This window comes from Wolbachia endosymbiont (group A) of Melieria omissa, from assembly GCF_964031125.1.
Classification (GTDB): Bacteria; Pseudomonadota; Alphaproteobacteria; order Rickettsiales; family Anaplasmataceae; genus Wolbachia; species Wolbachia pipientis.
In genome coordinates this window covers 1342704-1363199 of sequence record NZ_OZ035007.1, presented here as the reverse complement: position 1 = coordinate 1363199, position 20496 = coordinate 1342704, and the positions used below count along the sequence as shown (strand labels likewise).

Here is a 20496-nt window from a genome sequence, read left to right as displayed (position 1 = left end):
AATAGCACTTTACTTTATATGGGATGTGGATATCATTTAAAATATATTTTTGAGAGTTAGCAATGTCAGAGGTTGCAGGTGTAGATACAGAAATCAAAAAGCAAAATTCTGTGTGCGAGCAGATGCGTTTTAGCGTGAGCCGCACAAGTCTTTTAAATACATTATCCAGAGTAAGTGGAGTGGTTGAAAGGCGTAATGCAATAGATGTTTTGGCGTGTATAAATATCAAAGCACAACACGGCAGCATAAAATTAATGGCAACTGATCTTGACATTTCAATGTTTGCCTCACTTGCTGCAACCGTATTAACAGAAGGAGAAGTAAAAATTTCAGCGCATACTTTACATGACATAGTGAAGAAGTTACCCGCTGATTTGGATGTCAATTTTGAAGTAAACAACCAAGGAAAATTATTGATGTCTTGCGGAAATGCAAACTTTTCTTTACCGAATGTAGTTTCAAGCAGCTTTCCTGCTCTTGAAGAAGACAATTATAAACATGATTTTATTCTACTAAATACGGACCTGATAGACTTATTAACTAAAACAAAATTTGCTGTATCACTAGATGATACAAGGTATAATTTAAATGGAATATATCTACATACAGATGAGCAGTTTCTGTACTGCGTTGCAACTGATGGCCATCGTTTATCATGTATAAAGAGGCCAAAGCCTGGGAACATCAATGGCGAATTTGGTGTGATCATTCCACGTAAAACTGTTATGGAGCTGTTAAAAATATTGGACGATTGTAATGAAATTAATGTAAAACTCTCAGACAGAAAAATCAAGTTTACATGCGGTGAATATATTCTAATATCAAAATTAATAGATGGAACTTTTCCAAATTATAAAGCAGTTATTCCAGCATCTCAAGATAAGCATATGATTATTGAAAGTAAAAAACTTTCAGATGTTATAGATCGAGTTTCCGTTGTTGTATCTGATAAAGTAAAATCTATTAAATTCTCACTACAAGAAAAGCTGCTAACTCTGCATTCAAACTCCCAAGAGTGCAGTGATGCAACTGAATCCATAGAAGTGGACTACAATGAAGCCCCTATAGAAATAGGGTTCAACTCGCGTTATTTGCTTGATGTTCTATCTTGCATAAAAAATAAATGTAAGTTTAGCTTAGCCGATGGTAATAGTGCTACAATTATCACTGATGAAGATGATTCAAGTGTATTATATGTAGTGATGCCAATGAGAACTTAAACTCGTCATCTCGCTGCTTGTTAGCGAGATCTGGAGATACTGCGGCGGTATGGCACTTATTTCACTAAGAACGTTACTTTTTATTAAATTAGTAATCTATCTTTACCAAATACAAGCCAAAAGGCGGCGCGGTAACCCCAGCAGCACTTCTTTTGCATTGGCTTAATATATGTAGCATTTCTTGCGGATTGGTTCTATTTTTTCCAAATTCAACTAAAGTACCCGCAATAATCCTCACTTGGTTATGTAAAAAGGAAATAGCAGATATTTTGATGTGTATATGATTCCCGTTTTGTACTATATCGATATCATCAATTGTTCTTATCGGATTTGCGGCGTGACAATCTTTTGAACGGAAACTTGAAAGGTCATGTTTTCCAAGTAGATGTTTAGCAGCTTCACGCATAATATTTACATCAAGTGGACTAAACACTTGCCATACATAACCTGTCTCCAGAGCGGCAGGAGCATAGCGATTAACTATTCTGTATTCGTAATATCTTTTTTTTGCTGAAAACCGTGCGTGAAACGCATCATCTACAACTTCTACATTGAGCACGACTATAGGAATTGATTTTAAATGATAATTTATTGCATTTCTTATTCTATAAAGCTCAAATTCCTTTTCCATATCAAAATGAGCAACTTGTCCTAAAGCATGAACCCCTGCATCAGTCCTGCCACCACAGTACAAGGCAATTTTCTCACCACTAAAATTAAATATAGCATTTTCTATCTTCTCCTGGATTGAGTTAGCAGAGTGTTGCTGTTTTTGCCAACCAGAGAAATTACTACCATTATATTCTACCGTTATTTTGTATCGCACTGCATTACATCAAGCTCTATCTAAAATAGTCATTTTCTATCTTAACATAATTTATGGTCAAGCCTACAGTGCTGCCACTCCCATAAAGTAGTTCGTCCAATCTTAAATCTTGCTGCCACTGCTTCTCTGCTTTCTCCTTCGTCTAGCGCCTCCATTGCTTTTTTTCTTAAATCATAACTATATGCTGCTGGCATTCAACCTCCTTATCATTATCTATCCTTATCACATCCGGACTTCTATGAAAAGAGCTATAAATCGTGAAAAAGAACTGCTCATTAAGTGCTGTTTGCTTAATAAATTTACTGACATTGGTATGGCTAAATTCGAAATGGCTACATGAATTTATCGTAAATTATTACCGTATAAGGTACGATGCGACAAAGCCATCCCAGTGTCAGCTACTCGGATGACACCGTCATAAAGGAACCAGTGTTAGCTACTTGGATGACAACCATTGTGCTTGAGGCAAAATTGACTATCACTTCTTTTTATAGAGCTTGCTCCAAACTTTGTTGTTAGTTAATACAAAAAACACTGTTAAAATTATAAAATACGCCACTACTTTTAATCCAAGTTTATGCCGGCGCTCTAATTCTGGCTCTGCTGCCCATTGTAAAAAATTTATCACATCGTACGCCATATTTTCAACTGTGGCTTGCCTTGCACCATCATATTCCACCATTCCTTCAGAAAGTGGTGGCGCCATAGCTAATCTGCCTGTTGGAAAATACGAATTAAAATATAAATCATTTTCATCGTGTTCGCCGTTTTGATAGCCTGTTAACAATGAATAGACATAATTTGCACCATCATGCCTTGCTTTAATAATTAATGATAAGTCTGGTGGGACTGCACCATTGTTGCTTGCTGCAGCTGCTTCTTTTGTATCAAAAGGCGCAATAAAATAATCCGAAGGTACTCCAGGTCTGTCAAACATTTCACCCAAATCATTCGGACCATCTTTAACTTGATAAGAAGCTGCTATTTGTTTTACATCTTCTTCAGAAAAACCGACATCTTGCAAATTACGAAATGCTACCCTATTCATTGAATGACAAGCAGCACAGACTTCTTTATACACTTTATAGCCACGCTGAATTGACTCTCTATCGAAAGATCCGACAATTCCATCAAATTTCCAGTCTATTTTCTTATTTGGTGATGATTTAAATTCTTCTGCAGATATAAGACTAGATAGAAATAACATGCAGAAGATTGCAAATACATTAGATCCCATGCATAACCACTGTTTTAGTAAATTTCTAATTGATGTCATGCAAGTAGCTGACACTGGAATCCAGCTTATTTCATCACTGACATTATGGTTATCATGCACTCCTAGAATCTGTTGTCCATTGCATGATTTGTAAGTATTTTTATACCTGGATCCCAGTGTCAAGCACTGGGATGACAACGGAAGATAGTGGAATGACACTGTGTGTTGTATACAACGTTCATACAATTGTGTACATGATGCTGGAATCCATTTATTTTTTTTCTGGATCCCAGTGTCAAGCACTGGGATGACAAAAGAGGGCTCTGGGATGACAGAAGAGAGCTCTGGGATGACAGAGAATTTTGTAAGAGATCTGCTTTGAATTGACATCACCTCATCTCCGGCACAGAATCACTTAAGGTTTTTGGTGGTTCTTTTGGCTTTTCATACTTACTAAGCAGTGGTAAAACTATCACAAAGTATGCAAAGTAATAAAGAGTAGATAGCCTACTCATAGTGATGTAAGGCTCTTTTACCTCTTGTCCTCCAAGCCAGGCAAGAAGTACAAAATTTATTGCAAAAACCCAAAAAAATTTCTTAAACACCGGGCGATAAGCACCACTTTTAACTTTTGATTTATCAAGCCAAGGTAACAAAAACCACACTAAAATAGACGCAAACATGGTAAGCACACCAGTAAGTTTATCTGGAATTGAACGTAGCATTGCATAAAAAGGTAAAAAATACCACTCTGGCACTATATGTACCGGAGTGACCATAGAATCAGCTTCTATATAATTGTCTGGATGCCCAAGATAATTGGGAGCATAGAAAACAAATGCGAACAAAACTACAAAAAATAGACCAAAAGTTATGCAATCCTTGACTATATAATAAGGATAGAGAGGGATGGTATCCTTATCTGATTTTACCTCCACTCCACTTGGGTTACCAGAGCCAAACCTATGCAGAGCTATCACATGAAGCATAGCTAAAGCAATAATAACAAAAGGCAGAAGATAATGCAGAGCGAAAAAACGGTTAAGTGTTGGGTTATCCACTGAAAAACCACCCCATAACCATATAACTATTTTATTGCCAATTAAAGGTATAGCAGAAAATAAGTTGGTTATAACTGTTGCACCCCAGAAACTCATTTGTCCCCAAGGCAATACATATCCCATAAAGGCAGTTGCCATCATTGCAAAAAATATAAATATTCCAATAAACCACACCATCTCTCTCGGTCTTTTATAAGATCCGTAATATAATCCACGCATTATATGAACATAGACTACCATAAAGAAGAGCGATGCTCCAACAGCGTGAGTGTAGCGTATTAACCACCCGTAATTCACATCTCGCATTATGCGCTCTACACTATTAAACGCATAATCAACATGCGGAGTGTAGTGCATAGCAAGAAATATACCTGTTATTATTTGTAAAATCAGCGCTATACCAGCCAAAGAGCCAAAGTTCCAAGCATAATTTAAGTTTTTTGGCACTTGGTAAGAAGCAGTGTGTCTTAGAAAAGAAAATATAGGCAATCTATATTCTATCCATCCTAATATGCCTTTTTCTTCTTTTATTGTTTCTTTTTTGTTATCTTCCTGCATAACTTAAACCTTTCTGAACACATGTCCATTGCTACTTTTATCTTATTTTTTTATTGTAGCAACTTATCCTTTACGCACAAATAAAAACTTTAAAGCAATATTAATTACCTCTTCAGCAACCTGTCACGTGCTGCGTTTAATTTTTGTGCAAAATATTCCGAGCCTCCTTTATCTGGGTGAACTAATTTCATTAAATTTTGATATGCTTTATTGATTTCATTTTGGTTCGCTCCAGAATCTATTCCTAGCACTTTAAATGCTCCATCTCTGAACATGTTACTACTACCAGACTAGTATGATTTTGTCTTGTAAATTTATTCAACAACCCTATTCTAACTATATAATGAAAAATTATCTACAAAGTGTTTATGAAGATGGTATGAAAATCCAACTATCTAAAGTCAACAAATATTTATTAGTTTTACTGATTACTGTCTCAGCATTTCTCATATCTGGGCAAGTATCCAGTTCAAGCAATATCGAGAATGATTTTCAAGATTTACAAGAAAAATTACCATTATTGAAAGATCAGGATTTGTTATTTTTAGATCCAGCTTCAGCTTTAAATTATGGTGATAGGGCAGGTAAAAAAGTGTTAATGGTTATAGTTCACCATACTGAAACATCAACACTAAAAGGTACAAAAGATACGCTGAATGCTAGAGGATTGTCAGTTCATTTTATTGTCGATAGGGATGGCAGCATCACCTTAATGGTTCCATTAGAGAAAGAAGCATGGCATGCTGGTATTAGTTATGCAAGAGTTAAGGTAGATAGTAAGCTTGAAGAGTTACGGAAGCTTAACAACTATTCTGTAGGTATTGAAATTGTAAACACAGGACTTGAGCCTTTTCCGGAAGAGCAAATGAGATCTGTTAAAGAGCTGATTTTATACCTTATGGAGCGTTTTAAAATTAAAAGGGATATGATATTTAGTCATTCTGAAATAGGAACTATAGTGTATGATCCAGAGCTTGGCTATACAATGCGTAAACCAGATCCACACAAATTGTTTGATTGGGAGTTATTAGAGAAAAATGAAATTGGATTGCACATAAGTGACAGAATAAACCCTAAAGATGCTAAACACAAAATGGGCAAAACATTGTATAAAGCAGGTGATAGAAATGAAGGTATTTTGAAATTAAAACAAAGGCTGAACAGATTTTTCTATAAGATAGAACCTTGGAATGATAAGAAAGGTAATGTAATTTTTCCTGATAATAATGCTGATTACTCAGATGAGTTTGATGAGAATTTTGTATGGGTTATTTATCAGTTTTCAATACATAATTTACCAAGAGAAATTAGAAAAGATCTACCTCTTAAACTAGAACAAGCAGATATATTTCCTGAATTCTTTAGTGAATATAGTCATGGCATTTCTTCTAGTTATCTAACCTTTAGTGAAAAAATTAAATCGACTCTACAACCATGTTTAAGCAAAGTAGATTATGAGAATTTATTATCTTCTCTTGCACAATATGAGAATAACATTTCTCCTGATGCATCTACCACTTTAATGTACAAAATTAAGTTATACTATGATTCTTATTTAAGATATCGCATATGGTCTTCACTCTATAAACCATTTAAGCTTAATGTATTGGAAGAGTTAGAGATTTTAAAGAGTGGAGTGTTATCTTTAAAATCAATAGATAGCTCTAAAGCTGCAGAAGTTTCCAGTTTAATTGATAGCTTTAAAGTAGATATTTCTTTAGAATTTCAGGGTTTTGAAAAACAGTGGTTTCAGGAGTTTAAGAATGCTTGGAGACAAGAATTTATACCTTCCCTGGAAGAACAGATAACATGGACTGCACTACATGAAGCAATATTGGAGTATTTAGAAAAAGCAAAGGAAGAAATTCGTTAAACGAAAACTTTTTTTAAGATCACTTTTTTAACAATTTATCACGTGCCGCATTTAGCTTTTGCGTAAAATATTCCGAGCCTCCCTTATCTGGGTGAACTAATTTCATTAAATTTTGATATGCTTTATTGATTTCATTTTGACTTGCCTCAGGATTCAGCCCCAGTATCTTTAATGCTTCATCCTTGGACATGTTATCACCAGTGTAATTTTCAGTACAACTTCTACTGCTATTAAATTCGTTCAAAAACTTACTCAATATAGAGTTCATCATGAAACTCATATTATTTTTTTTGTCAGGAAAAGAAAAAATACAACAACGCTAGGCAAGACAAATGTAATTACTATGAATACTAAAAAAAGAAAAAAGATGAATGACATGTATATTTTTTTATCATTTTATGATTAAATAGTAACAATTATAATTGTCATGGTAAATAACATGTTCATCCAGATTGAAGAAACACCAAACCCAAATACGCTAAAATTCCTTCCTGGATTTGAAATTTTAAACGAAGGAGAAACGGCTGATTTTTCAAATGCAAATGAGATAAAAAATTCTAAACTAGCAGCAAATCTTTTTCAAATAGAACATGTGGTAAGAGTGTTTTTTGGTCATGATTTTATTTCAGTAACAAAATTGGGTGGAATTAATTGGGATACATTAAAAGTAGAAATTTTAACTACAATCATGGATCACTTTACTTCAGGTGGAAAAGCACTAGATAAAGAAGGAGTAAATGATAATAATATACCGGATGAAGAATTTTTCGATGAGAATGATATAGAAATTGTAAATAGAATAAAAGAATTGATGGAAAGTTATATCAAACCTGCAGTTGCTCAAGATGGTGGCGATATCAAATTTCGTGGCTATAAAGATGGAATAGTTTATGTTGAGTTGCAAGGAGCTTGCTCTGGATGCCCAAGTGCTGCAATTACTTTAAAGCAAGGAGTGCAAAATATGCTGAGCTACCACATACCAGAGATTGCAGGTATAGAGACCACACTATGACTAATCAAACGGTTAGAGGAACAAAAGATCTCCTGTTTGATGAATGGTACAAGTTTAAATACATAGAGCAAACAGCAAACAGAATCTCAAGTTTATACGGCTTTTTGCCCGCCCAAACTCCAATATTTGAATACACGGAGGTTTTTACAAAAACCTTAGGTGATAGCTCAGATATCATCACTAAAGAGATGTATAGCTTCAATGATAAAGGGGGAAAGAGCATAACTTTACGTCCTGAGTTCACTGCAGCGATTGTCAGGCTACTCATTGAAAAAAAACTGCAAACACCGATAAAATTATTCTCAACAGGACCTGCATTTCGCTATGAAAGACCGCAAAAGGGAAGACAAAGGCAATTTCATCAGATAAATTTTGAGGTTTTTGGCATAGAAGATCCAAAAGCTGATATTGAATTGATATCACTCGCTCAGCACTTACTAACTGAATTTGGCATCAATAAAAATGTAAAGCTGGAAATCAACTCTTTAGGTGATGGTGAAACAATAACTAAATATAGAGAAGCTTTGATCTTATACTTTACAAAGTATCAAAATGATCTATCAGAAGATAGCAAAAATAGGTTGATCAAAAACCCACTCAGAATACTGGATTCCAAGGACGAGAAAGATAAATCAATAATTTCTGATGCGCCCAAAATCAGCAATTATTATACGAAAGAGTCCTCAGATTTCTTTGAACAAATACTAAATGGATTAACAATTCTTGATATACCTTATACCGTAAACAATAAACTAGTTCGAGGTTTGGATTATTATTGCCACACAGTGTTTGAGTTTGTTACAGAGGATTTAGGTGCACAAGGGGCAGTTTTTGCCGGTGGAAGATACGATAATTTAGTATCTTCAGTAGGTGGAAAACACACTCCAGCAATAGGATTTGCAGGGGGTATTGAGCGCATAATGGAGTTAATCAATTATTCTCCGAAAGAAGAGCGACCTATTTACCTAATTCCAATCGGTAGAGAGGCTGAAAAACATGCTTTAACACTTGCAAATGAATTGCGCAGAAATGGTTTATATGTAATCTATGAATATAGCGGAACGCTCAGAACCCGAATGAAAAAAGCAAATCAAGCAAATGCTAAAGCTGCTTTAATCTTTGGCGATGAAGAATTGAGTAGTAAAACTTTAAAGATTAAAAACATGGATACAGGTGAAGAAAAAATAATTGCTCGCGATAACACAATAGAAAATATCTATTAGGAGCAATGCAAATGTTTTTCTCAGTCAGCTATAGAAGAAAATTCGTCTGCACAAGAATTTCTCATAGTATTCAATGTATCATAATCTGTAAAATCTAATTTTACCGGTGTAATAGTAATAAATCCTTCTTTTATTTTATTTATACTACCACTGCCTGAGTGCTCTCGAGACCAATTTAAGCTAAAAGAGCCATTCGAATTTTCAGTAAAAGTTAAATCCCCATCAATGTTATATTCACCTTGTTCAGCAAATTCTACTCCTTTTACTTTTTCCGTAGCAGGAAAATTTACACTCATCACTATGTTTTTAGGCCAACCAACCTTAACTAGCTTGGCAATAACCTTTGGTGCAAAAACCTTTGTATTGTGCCAGTCTATTTTATCATGATAAACTTGGCTTAGCGCAATAGAAGGTATAGACCTTGCAGCACCTTCCATTACAGCACCAATTGTTCCTGAATAACAAATATCGTCCCCGACATTTGATCCAATATTTACTCCGGACAATATTAAGTCTGGTTTTTTATTCATAACTTTATTTAGCGCAATAATGACACAATCTGCAGGAGTACCAGACACACTAAATTCCCTTTCACTATGTTGTTTTATTCCAATAGATTGTTTGACTGGATAATCAAGAGATCTTGCAGCTCCGCTTCTATCAGTATCTGGTGCCACTATCCATATTTCTGACGCAAAATTCCGTGCAACCTCTTTGAGTAATTTTATTCCTTCACTTCCAAAACCATCATCGTTTGTTATTAATATTATCATATACAATGTTCAGCTATACAGCTCCAAATTATGTAAACCACTGGCTGTAAATAAACTCATGAGGCTTTAAGTTTCTTTGCATAACTACGAACTGTAACAAAGAACCTGCTGTAAATCAATAGATTTCTTGCACAGGCCATAACTGTCATTACAATAGAAACGAAAAAACTTACTTGACAAACTCCGCCAGCGCCCTTATCATGAAACTGAAGCTATTGTATTTGCTTTCGCCAATCTGCAGATTAAAAGGTAAGGATTACTTAATGTATCGGCGTCTTATGTTCAATTTTTTGCAGTATATAGATACTGTATGTCTTTACAAAACTTCATCTACATCTAGATTTTTATCTAAATAAGCTGAACGCGCTTATAAAGCGTTACAAGACATCAAAAAATGCCAATACTCGACAGAGATAGTAAAAGACTAGCGAACTCGGGGATTCTTTGTCTTTTTTTCTGCTTAGTAAATTTCTTAAACATTTGCAGCGTAGGTTAGTTGCAATTAAAAGCAGCTAAATCTTGCTTGTCAAGCGTTTAAAACATAAAAAACGCCAATATTTTAAAGCGGATAATAACCCCAGGGCTTCTTTTGCCTTTTTTTTCGTTTGGTAAATTTCTTAATATTTATAGCTAAACAACAACCGTCATCCCGCTACGTGTTAGCGGCTAAGAGATACCGCGGCGGTATGACGGTTTGCGGCGGCATGACCTCGTCATTCCCCTACGTGTTAGCGGGATCTAGAGATACCGTGACGGTATGACGGTTCGCGCGGTGGCATGACCTCGTCATCCCGCTACGTGTTAGCGGGATCTATGCTTTGAGATACCGCGAATGAATCGCGGTATGACGGTGTAGATGATGGTTAAGTAATTCGTCATCCCGCTGCTTGTTAGCGGGATCTAGAGATACCGCGAATGAATCGCGGTATGACGGTTCGCGGTGGCATGACGTAGGACTGCTGTCATTCCAGTCTGGAATCCAAAAAAAAGGATGACACCTCTGGGCGCTGGGATGACAGGAGAAGGAGGCTACTTTCATGACACCATTCTTTTTTCTGGATCCAAGTAGTCAAGCTACTCGGATGACACCCCACTGGTGGCCCACACTACAATGTTCGTACAGTTATGAAATGAATCGCGGTATGACGTGTTGCTTGGGTCAGCTATAGTATTTCTTAAAATTAATAATAAATTTCTTGGCTAGCAAGAAGCTGTAAATTTTTTTGCGAGACCTAAGCCGCTTTTGATATAGCTAAAGGTTTACTGATGATTTGTCTCATTCCACTACCTGCTGACTTACTTTCTGCTTAGCATATCCATCAAATCAGATTCTTTGAGTTTACTATGGTCAACTTTACTGAACTTATTTACCATAGAGCTCATTTGATTATACTGCTTAATTAGAAGATTAATGTCAGTTACAGTTGTTCCGGACCCCTTAGAAATTCTAAGTCTTCTTTTGCCATTTAAAATATCTGGATTTTGCCTTTCTTTTTCAGTCATTGAGTTTATGATGGCTATATATTTTTTCACTTTATTGTCATCCGGCACACTGCTACTTAGCTTTTTTGTAAATGAACTAGGAATGAATTTCATTATGTTGCTAATGCCATCCATTTTACTCAGAGTTTTTAACATTCCCACTAGGTCGTTTAGGTCGAATTTACCTTTTTTCACTTTCTTTTGTAACTTATCAATTTCTTCCTGACCAACAATCTCAGCAGCTTTTTCAACCAATGAGACAACATCACCCATGCTAAGTATTCTTTTTGCAATTCTATCTGGATAAAAATCATCGAGGTCACTTAATTTTTCACCACAAGCAATAAATTTAATTGGACAATCGGCGATCATTTTCATAGAAAGAGCAGCACCACCACGTGCATCACCATCAACACGGGTAAGAATAATGCCGGTTACACCTATTACCTCATTGAATGATTTGGCAATGTTGACCGCATCCTGGCCTATCATTACGTCGGCTACTAAAATAACTTCTGCAGGTGAAGCTATTTCCTTTACGGCTTTCAACTCATTCATCATATTATTGTCAATATGAAGCCTGCCTGCAGTGTCTAGTATTAATACATCATAATTATCGTTCTTTGCTGCTGCCAGTGCCCTTTTTGTAATTGTAATGGGCTTCTCATCTATTACTACAGGTAAAGTTTGCACATCTATTTGTTTACCTAGCACTTCAAGTTGTTTCTGGGCAGCAGGCCTATAAATGTCTAAAGAGGCAAGCATCACTTTTTTCTTTTGCTTTTTTAGTTTTAAAGCAAGCTTTCCTGAGGTAGTTGTTTTACCTGCACCTTGTAAGCCCACCATCATAATCACAGCAGGGGGTTTAACTGCTAGATTTAAGTCACTTTTCTCTGATCCGAGAACTGCAACTAAATTATCCTGTACAATTTTAATTATCATTTGTGCTGGAGAAACACTTTTTATGACTTTTTCCCCAATCACTTTATCTTTAATGTCGTTGATGAATTTTTTTGCAACTTCAAGTGAAACGTCAGCTTCAATTAAGGCTATGCGTATTTCACGCATGGCAAGATTAAAATCATCTTCAGAAATGATTGACTTTCCTCTCAGTTTACTAAATACAGAATTTAAACTTTCAGTTAACGATTTAAACATAATAGCATTAGTAGAATACTCATTAAAAAGAGAGAAGAAGCTGAAACAAAACTCACTGAGTTATAACCCAGCACTTCTTTAAGTTTAGTAATATTATTAAAGTATAAACCAGTAAGTGGATTAGTCAAGTTTTGCACTACGCTGGCAAACATTTCTCTAGTTTTAGAGACTAACTGATTGAACAACAAGACAATATAGGATATGAAAGTTCTAAAAATCCAATCAACATCCATTTTAAAATTTACTCTCGGGTAAAATAACTTGCGTAAAGGAATAAACAATAAAGTGGTACATAGTAACAAATTAAATTGCGACAAAATATTTTTTGTGTTGTACACAAAATCGAAAATCGAAGGTTTATTGTAAATAGGTAAGTAAGGATTGCCAGCGATTACGCATATAAATGCTAAAATAATCATAGTCATTTTGCCTCCTCTCTCTGCTAAAGGTTTTGACTTACTTTTTGCAATAAATAAGTAATAAAGAAACTTTAGCCCCACGCTTAAATGAAGCAGCAAATTTAGAAGCTTATATAAATTTTTATACCCTTTTAAGGCAACAGTGTTCATTTCAATTTCAGCTGTGATATATGATTTACTGATAAATCCAACGGTTCCAGGAAATGCAGCCATTGTAAGTATTGCGATTATAGCACACATGCCTTCCACTGACATCAGTTTACCCACTCCATTAAAACTAATTGTTTTTGTTTGTGAAATAATCGAATTACTGACCACAAACAATAATGATTGATAAACAAGAGAGAAGATTATATGCAGTATCAAAATTGGTATTGCTTTTTCCGAAGGACTGAGCAAACTTCCTGCAATAATCAGCAAGCCCATTTGTCCTACAACGTTATAGCATAAAAATCTGCGAATATTTTGCTCAAGAGAAGCAAATATAATGCTGTAAATTGCAGTGATGGCGCCTACAAGCGCTAATATTTCAGTACAATCTTGCCATAGGTTATAAGTGTGTAAAAGCATCACTAAAAAAGAGACTTTAGTGGTAAATAAAGAGAGATATGTGGTGCCATGTAGCGATGCAGCAGGATATGCATCAACAACCCAAAATGAAAAAGGAAAACAAGCGCAGTTTATCAATAAACCCAAAATTATCAGGTTAGTGCTTTGAAGTGCCAATCCTGCTATTAATATAACTCCAACGAAAAAGTGTACACAAGCGTACCTTATTGCAGGTCCACTATCTCTACAGCTAGCTGCAATAATAAAAAATGCACTGATGGTCATTAATTCACAGAATATTATAACCAATATCATATGTTCAGATAAAACTGCATAAAGTGAACTAATAGTGTAAGCAGCAAAAGATAGCATCTCTGAAAAAGTCAAATTTTGTGCTGGTAGAACAGCTAAAAATGCAACTGATAAAAAAGATATTAGTATGGTACGAAAAGATAAATCAAAATCTAGAATTGGGAGAGACCAATTTACTGCAATGCTCAAATTTTCAGGTAATTTTAGGACTATAACTATTAATACAGTCAGTAGAAGTAACAGTGACGATTTATAAAGTTGCACAATAATTAAAACCAATATGGTTTATGCTATCTCAATATATGAATAAAATCAATTTGCATATTAACCACTAATTAAACTAATTATCATATAATTATATCAGAGTTTAGAGGGTTATAGAGAAACCGGTCAGATTAGGTTTTTAATCTAATCTGACCGATAGCTTTAATAGTGAGGTAAGCTTTAATATAGCACTCCTAATTCATAACGCTACACTCGTGCATAATTTATTTTTAATTTGTGCACGAGCGTTAGTAAATTATTTACTTTTTGAAATAAAATTTGGCATCACTTTAATATTGAGACTTAGTAAACCTCAGTAGGTCTGCCAGTTGGGCCCATAAGAATTATTTGCTCGCCTTCTCTTAAGTGTCTGCATAAATTAGTGGAGCCGCCGATTTCCAGCACAATAGTGGAAATAATTCCTTTTTTTTTGTCTACTTCAGTGCCAGTCACAGCTATACCTTCCATAGCAAGGTTAGTTTTTCTGCTATTGGTTTCAAAATTTTGCAACCTAAAAAATTGTCCAGGTTTAAAATTCTTTGCCGCAAGAGGTGCTTTAATCACTATTTCTATCACTTTATCTGTTAAATATTGAACTTTTATGACTTTTGCAGTGAATTGCTCTTTGATTCTATTAAATAATTCTTTATTAGCCAGGTCTTCAACACTTGACCACGCATTTTTTTTCTGGCCCACAACATCACACACTGGAATGACAGAAACGAAGCTATTAACTCCACTCAAAAGCTGAGAAATAATAGGGTAGCCGTTCTTAGCACTTGCCATAGCTTTCACGACGCTGCCGCTATACGAAGGATGAAGGTCACCAAAAAAGCTAATTGTTTTATTGCCTTGCTTGTATACTAATATTCTGTCTTTATTTTGCATTTTAGGAGAAAATATTGGGTCTATTTCTTTTCCCAATGAATTCAATTGAGTAAAATACCCATTACTTAATTTAAAATGCTTTTCATCTTCTGTTGCAATAACCGTATTTGGCTCAGTACCTGCTGCTATAAAAATAGAACGTGCTTTTATACGTTTGATTTCGCCGGATTTTGTGTCTATCAGTTTTATTGATTCAGCATGGTTATATTTATCCGTCACAACTTCAACTGGCTCTAAGTTTTCAATAAAGTAAATTCCTTCTGACAGTGCATTTTGCACCTCTTCGCTATTTAATCGATAACTCGGTGAATCTTTTAGCTCTTTTCTATATATAACTTTCACTCCCCCGAGGCTCTGCATCAACTCTAATATTTTTATTTCTCTATTCTCTTTTTTTGCTAACTCTTGCTCTGCTTGGATCAACTTTGCGTGCGATATGAGCTCATTTGCAATTTTGTGTTCTTCTTCTGTCCAATCTTTTTCAACACAGTCCTTTCCATACTTATCAACTAATATCTCATAACGAAGAAGAAATTTTTCTACTTGAATTGGATAATACGCTAAAGCTTCAGTGGCAGTGTCAATCGCAGTAAGCCCCGCACCTATGACAACTATCGGCATACGAACTTGCAGATTTGCTATAGAATCAAATTTAAGAGCACCAGTCAGTTGTAACGACATAAGAAAGTCAGATGCCATACGTACTCCACGAGCTAGTATATTCTTTATTTTGATCATTCGTGGCTTGCCAGAGCCAAGTGCTAGGGCGATGTGATCAAAACCCGAGTTGAACGCGTCATCAACATTAATCGTGCCACCAAAACGAATGCCTCCATAAAGTGCAAAATGCTCACGTCTTTCCAGCAGTAATCTAATAATCTTTAAGTAATTCTTATCCCACCGAGAAGTAATACCATATTCTGCCACCCCACCAAACCCTCCTGCCGTGCGTTCACTCAATTTTTCGTGTTTGAAATCTTTAATTAGCTGGAAATTATCGATCAAAGGTTCAATCTTTAGTCCATCAATGGTGATAACGTTATGCCCATCATTCAACAAATGATGAGCTAAATTAAAACCAGCAGGACCAAGGCCTACAACTAGAACGTTTTTTCCAGTGTTTCCTCTTGGCAATGAACGCTGAAAATTTAAAGGATTCCAACGGCTGAGCAGAGAATATATTTCAAATCCGTACGGTAAACTGAGCACATCATCCAGAATCCTTGTTTCAATTGCTGGCACATTTACGGGTTCTTGTTTTTGATATATGCACGAATTCATGCAGTCATTGCATATTCTGTGTCCAGTAGCCGCGCATAATGGGTTATCTATCATCACAATTGCAAGACTTGCTATGCTGTACCCTTCGCTTTTCACCAGATTCATTTCTGATATTTTCTGCTCTAGTGGGCAGCCGTGCAGTTCAACTCTAAGTGGAGACTTTTTGAAAGTATTGTCGTTATTAATTAGCCCCTTTGAGCAGCTGTCCTTACTTTGCTTATGACAAAATATGCAGTAGTGAGCATTATCTAGTGCTTTATTCAAACTCACCTTTTTGCTTGTTAGATCAAAACCGTATCGTCTTTTTACTTCATTTGAATACAGCACTTCAACTTTGTCCACTTCTTTTTTAGAAAATGGTATGAGGTTTTCGTGGTCGATTTTTTTATGAATACTGAATAATATACTCTGTTTATTTTTTACTCTCCACACTGCATATTGTGCTGCAAGTTCTATTTCTTCTTTGTGATTTTCTTTATCTTCAAACCAATGCATCACCTGCTCAGCAAAATTTTTTTCTGTTGTTGGCAAAGTGAGAAAATGACTTAGTTTGTTAGTAATATCTATATTCGCCACATTAGTGTATTTCTTCAATGCATAGCGTTGGACAAATAATCTTTTGCACTTATATATTACAGCAAAGTCGTTGTGCTTTTTCTTGAGCTCCTCTATTTCTTTTTCAACATTGAAAAGTTTTGCAATAAATTCATCAAGTAAATATGAGAGGTCTACTATTAACTGACTATCTGTCATCCAAGTAGCTGACCGTCCTTCTTGTTTTCTAGATCCCAGTGTCAAGCACTGGGATGACGGGGGGTGACACTGGGATGATGGGAGGTGACACTGGGATGACATCGAAGAAGAAGCTGCTTTTTCTCTTGCTTCAATTAATGAACAAAACAAGCTCTCATCACATGATTTGATATAATTCAAAAATGTCTCATCTAATTTTATTAATCCATTGCGAGTATATAGATTAGAAAATGAGATGTTGAAATTCAGCTTCATTGCTATACTATACAGTGTACATGCTGTTTCTTACAGATGAAGATTTTATTTATTTTGCAATACTGCTGAGATTGTTGCTTCTGCAACTTTTTCTTCGCTAACAGATGCAATACACCTAAATTTGTGTACACCTAAACACACACTTTGAATGTTAGCTTGAAGAATCAATGTGTCCCCTGGAGTAACTAGCTTTCTGAATTTTGCATTTTCAATGGATCTCAAGTAAACAACTTTATTTTCTATTGTTTCTTTACCTAGAACACATATAGTAGATGCCTGAGCTAGAGATTCAATTATCAAGACTCCTGGCATTATTGGATGACCAGGGAAGTGGCCAATAAAAAATGGCTCATTGAAAGTCACATTTTTGATTGCTTTTATACTTTTACCAGGATCACACTCTATAACTCTATCTACTAAGAGAAACGGATAAGAATGTGGTAATATTTTTATAATATCACTGATATTAAATTGCATAAGCCTACTCAATGCCTTTCAAAGCAAATTCAGGTATTTTCTTGTTTATATTGTTTAATACCACATCTGATAAATCAACTTCATTCATGGAGTATAAAACTTGGTTCTTTTTTGAAATAAATAGTACCAAATCTATGTTGTTTTTTTCTGCCGTTTTTTTAGCGACTTCTTTTATCTTGTTAAAAACACTCTCTACTGCGTCTCTATAGCTTTCTTCTAAATGTAACATTTTTTTAGCGTAATTATCTCTAGTATTTACAGTGTGCTTATTAAACTGTTCTGTCTTTTCTTTTTTTGCTTCTTCTGACAAAAGTTCAAATTCTTCTTTTGATGGCTTAAGTTTTTCTAACTCACTTTCAAATTCTTGTTGTAATCTAGAATTCTGCTCCTTTATTTGTTGTTGTATATTTTGCAGAGCAAGAGATTCATTGATGACTTTGTCACTATCGATAATTGCAGCTTTTGTGTTCTGAGGTTGATATCCTACAAACTTATACCCCACAAATAAGGAAATAATTAAGGCAATAACTGATATAAATAACTGTATATATTTCATTCAAATCCCCGCTTCAATAGAAAATTTAACATTTGGTGATGGTATTATATCATAAGATTCCTTTACTAAAGGAAACCCGAAATCCAATCTAAGTCTACCAAAAGGAGAAAGCATTGAAAAGCCAAAACCTGGTGACACTCTCACAAGCTTGCTATCGTAGTATTTCCCTTCATACTTCTTATTTTTATCATCTAAGCCAAAAAGTGTTGCATAGTCAACAAATAGTGAGCCTTTGATACCAGCATAGTCATATAGTTTTGGTAGAGGAAAATCCACTTGCTGTGTTAGATTAAAATAAGTTTTGCCTCCTAATGAGCTTTTATTTTTGTCTTCTGCTCTTGGTCCAATACCGGAAAGGTCAAACCCTCTAATCTCATTACCCCCTTTAAAAAAGTGCTGGCCAATGTTTAGATTTTCATCAGTATAAGAAAAAATATGACCTGCCGCCATCTTAAAGCGTAGCGTTATATCATCGTCAATTTTGCTTAATATAGGGTGCGTATAAAAAGATAAGAATTCAGATTTTAGGAAATTCACGTTTCCTCCCAATCCTGAAATATCCTGACTTAAGCGCAGTAAATACCCTTCTTTTGGAGCATATAGATTATCCAGTTTATTATATGCCAACGTGTATCCCACTGATGAAATCTGATGTTTACCTTTTCGGTCCAGTATTATTTCAGAGATATCGGTGTCTTGTCCACCCTTATTATCCATGTGTATATGATTATACTTATAAGAATAGCGAAGGGAATTAGTTAAGTTCTCTGTGACTTTATATGATAACTTTGTAAAAAATCCCATATCGCAACTATCAAAAGTAGTGTTTGGTTTATCTTGTTTTTCATAAAATACACCCATGCCTAGTGACGTATCAGAATCGTTAAAATTATTTTCAACAAACTCTAAATCAGTAGAAAATACGTATTGACTTTTTTCAAGAGCAAAAGAGAGCTCTTTTCCAGTACCAAATAAATTACGGTCTTTGAGGTCAATTTTAATCAATGCTCCACCAGGAAGAGACACACCTCCTCCCAAATACAACGAAGTAGTGTTTTTTTCTTTAACACTTAAGTCAAGATTTACTGCATTATCATTAACTGCATAACTATTTACTTTCACTGTTTCAAAAAAATCACTACTCATTAGTTTTTTACGTGACTTTTGAATCTCAGATATATTGTACGCATCACCTTCTGCTACACTTAGCTTACTTCTGATCACTTTATCTAAAGTGCGATCGTTACCATCAATTGTAATTTGATTTATATAAATCTTTTTACCCGGCAGCACTCTGTAGGTTACATCTACAACATTGTCACGTTGTGCATACTCTGGATTAACTTTTGCAAATATATATCCTTTCTCATTTAAATATTTGTTTATTTTTTCTACTGTATTATTAATTTTAACTCTATTAAATATCTTATCGTTTTCCTCTGTTATAAAATCCAATATTTCTTCTTTTAGGCTCAAATCCTGAATTTCAGTTTCAATATTAACCTCATTATTTCCAAATAAATACTGCTGTCCTTCGTCAATCAAAAAAGTTAACTCTGTTTGATTGTTATTATCAACCTCAACAATTGGTTGAATATTATTTTGAATATATCCTTTAGATGAATAAAAATGATCGAGCAATTCTGTGTTAATCAATAGATATTGCGGTGAATAATGATTTCCGCCTTTAAAAATAGCTCTAAATAACTTACTAAATATGTCATTACTATGTCTTTTGATAACTTGCTCTAGCTCATTTTCAGAAAAGTTTTTATTGCCTATAAATCTTATATCCTTAATTTTAGAGGTTTTGCCTTCTTTTATTTTAAAAATTAGATTGACCCTATTGCCATCAAGCTTATTCAGGTCATATTCAATTTTAACACCAATCTTACCGTTATTTCTATAAGTAGTGACTAAATTCACTAAATCGTTTTGCAATTTTGTTTCAGTTAAAATAGTTAGCGACTTTGATTGAATCACATTACTTAGCAGCTCTTTGCTGTTAAATAACTTATTGCCTTTTAACACTACCTTGTTAATCAGTGGATTTTCTTGAATTTTTATTACTAAATTTTTTTTATCATCTATGTAAGCATTAACACTAGCAAATAACTTTGTTTTATATAGATCTTTTATAATTGAGTCTATATCATCGTCGTTTATATAATCACCAGATTTTAGTTTTATATAGAACCCTATTGTCTGGTTGCTTACCCTCTCATTACCAATACATTTGACATCTTTCACCTGCACTTTTTCCGCAGTTCCTAAAGCAACAAGCAGGGCAGGAAAAGAAATAAAAACCACTACCAGTATATAAAATAGCTTTTTCATATT

16 protein-coding genes and 2 pseudogenes are annotated in these 20496 nt (G+C 34.7%); 5 read left to right on the top strand and 13 right to left on the bottom strand.

The window, feature by feature from the left end; all coding sequences use genetic code 11:
- Positions 1-62: 62 nt before the first annotated feature.
- A complete protein-coding gene (gene dnaN / locus ACQH2Q_RS06390; protein WP_264719014.1) occupies positions 63-1220 on the top strand; it encodes a DNA polymerase III subunit beta in 1158 nt (385 codons plus the stop codon).
- Between the two features lie 88 nt (positions 1221-1308).
- Here the strand turns inward: dnaN and truA are convergent, their stop codons facing one another.
- Both truA and ACQH2Q_RS06380 read right to left on the bottom strand, forming a co-directional pair.
- Positions 1309-2046: a tRNA pseudouridine(38-40) synthase TruA gene (gene truA, locus ACQH2Q_RS06385; protein WP_264719016.1), complete on the bottom strand. Its 738-nt coding sequence runs from the start codon at positions 2044-2046 to the stop codon at positions 1309-1311.
- 71 nt (positions 2047-2117) lie between these two features.
- Positions 2118-2240: pseudogene (locus ACQH2Q_RS06380) on the bottom strand (IS630 transposase-related protein); the annotation flags it as partial.
- Between the two features lie 47 nt (positions 2241-2287).
- Here ACQH2Q_RS06380 and ACQH2Q_RS06375 point away from each other — a divergent pair.
- Positions 2288-2386 (top strand): annotated as a pseudogene (locus tag ACQH2Q_RS06375) (IS5 family transposase); the annotation flags it as partial.
- Positions 2387-2524: 138 nt separating this feature from the next.
- Here the strand turns inward: ACQH2Q_RS06375 and ACQH2Q_RS06370 are convergent.
- The 3 genes from ACQH2Q_RS06370 to ACQH2Q_RS06360 form a co-directional block, all read right to left on the bottom strand.
- Complete coding sequence (locus tag ACQH2Q_RS06370) at positions 2525-3283, bottom strand: cytochrome c1 (RefSeq protein WP_010963022.1); 759 nt, start codon at positions 3281-3283, stop codon at positions 2525-2527.
- A gap of 368 nt (positions 3284-3651) precedes the next feature.
- Positions 3652-4881, bottom strand: coding sequence for a cytochrome b (locus tag ACQH2Q_RS06365; RefSeq protein WP_006280242.1), 1230 nt, complete (start codon positions 4879-4881; stop codon positions 3652-3654).
- Between the two features lie 104 nt (positions 4882-4985).
- Positions 4986-5156: a J domain-containing protein gene (locus tag ACQH2Q_RS06360; RefSeq protein WP_010082675.1), complete on the bottom strand. Its 171-nt coding sequence runs from the start codon at positions 5154-5156 to the stop codon at positions 4986-4988.
- Between the two features lie 68 nt (positions 5157-5224).
- Between ACQH2Q_RS06360 and ACQH2Q_RS06355 the strand changes: the two genes are divergently transcribed.
- Positions 5225-6754, top strand: coding sequence for an N-acetylmuramoyl-L-alanine amidase (locus ACQH2Q_RS06355; RefSeq protein ID WP_425383469.1), 1530 nt, complete (start codon positions 5225-5227; stop codon positions 6752-6754).
- Between the two features lie 19 nt (positions 6755-6773).
- Here the strand turns inward: ACQH2Q_RS06355 and ACQH2Q_RS06350 are convergent, their stop codons facing one another.
- Positions 6774-7025: a J domain-containing protein gene (locus ACQH2Q_RS06350; protein WP_425383468.1), complete on the bottom strand. Its 252-nt coding sequence runs from the start codon at positions 7023-7025 to the stop codon at positions 6774-6776.
- Positions 7026-7193: 168 nt separating this feature from the next.
- Between ACQH2Q_RS06350 and ACQH2Q_RS06345 the strand changes: the two genes are divergently transcribed.
- The gene (locus ACQH2Q_RS06345) at positions 7194-7766 is read left to right on the top strand and encodes a NifU family protein (protein WP_264339602.1); all 573 of its coding nucleotides are present in this window, start codon (positions 7194-7196) and stop codon (positions 7764-7766) included.
- Positions 7763-8989, top strand: a complete 1227-nt coding sequence (gene hisS, locus ACQH2Q_RS06340) for a histidine--tRNA ligase (protein WP_265024086.1) — start codon at positions 7763-7765, stop codon at positions 8987-8989. The genes ACQH2Q_RS06345 and hisS overlap by 4 nt, the downstream gene beginning before the upstream one ends.
- Before the next feature lie 20 nt (positions 8990-9009).
- On the opposite strand, the gene surE is transcribed toward hisS, so the two are convergent.
- From surE to bamA, 7 genes are all read right to left on the bottom strand, one after another.
- The gene (gene surE / locus ACQH2Q_RS06335) at positions 9010-9762 is read right to left on the bottom strand and encodes a 5'/3'-nucleotidase SurE (RefSeq protein WP_264339531.1); all 753 of its coding nucleotides are present in this window, start codon (positions 9760-9762) and stop codon (positions 9010-9012) included.
- A 1296-nt stretch (positions 9763-11058) separates the two neighbouring features.
- The gene (gene ffh / locus ACQH2Q_RS06330) at positions 11059-12402 is read right to left on the bottom strand and encodes a signal recognition particle protein (protein ID WP_425383467.1); all 1344 of its coding nucleotides are present in this window, start codon (positions 12400-12402) and stop codon (positions 11059-11061) included.
- A complete protein-coding gene (locus ACQH2Q_RS06325) occupies positions 12387-13946 on the bottom strand; it encodes a proton-conducting transporter membrane subunit (protein ID WP_155969468.1) in 1560 nt (519 codons plus the stop codon). Before ACQH2Q_RS06325 ends, ffh begins: the two co-directional genes overlap by 16 nt.
- Positions 13947-14249: 303 nt before the next feature.
- Positions 14250-17123, bottom strand: a complete 2874-nt coding sequence (locus ACQH2Q_RS06320) for an FAD-dependent oxidoreductase (RefSeq protein ID WP_264339532.1) — start codon at positions 17121-17123, stop codon at positions 14250-14252.
- Between the two features lie 45 nt (positions 17124-17168).
- Entirely contained in the window at positions 17169-17600 is a 432-nt protein-coding gene (fabZ, locus tag ACQH2Q_RS06315; RefSeq protein ID WP_425383627.1) for a 3-hydroxyacyl-ACP dehydratase FabZ, read from the bottom strand.
- A 4-nt stretch (positions 17601-17604) separates the two neighbouring features.
- Positions 17605-18156 (bottom strand): OmpH family outer membrane protein, encoded by a 552-nt coding sequence (locus tag ACQH2Q_RS06310; protein ID WP_425383466.1) that lies wholly within the window; start codon positions 18154-18156, stop codon positions 17605-17607.
- On the bottom strand, positions 18157-20493 hold the full coding sequence (bamA, locus tag ACQH2Q_RS06305) for an outer membrane protein assembly factor BamA (protein ID WP_253303390.1): 2337 nt from the start codon (positions 20491-20493) through the stop codon (positions 18157-18159).
- Positions 20494-20496 lie beyond the last annotated feature (3 nt).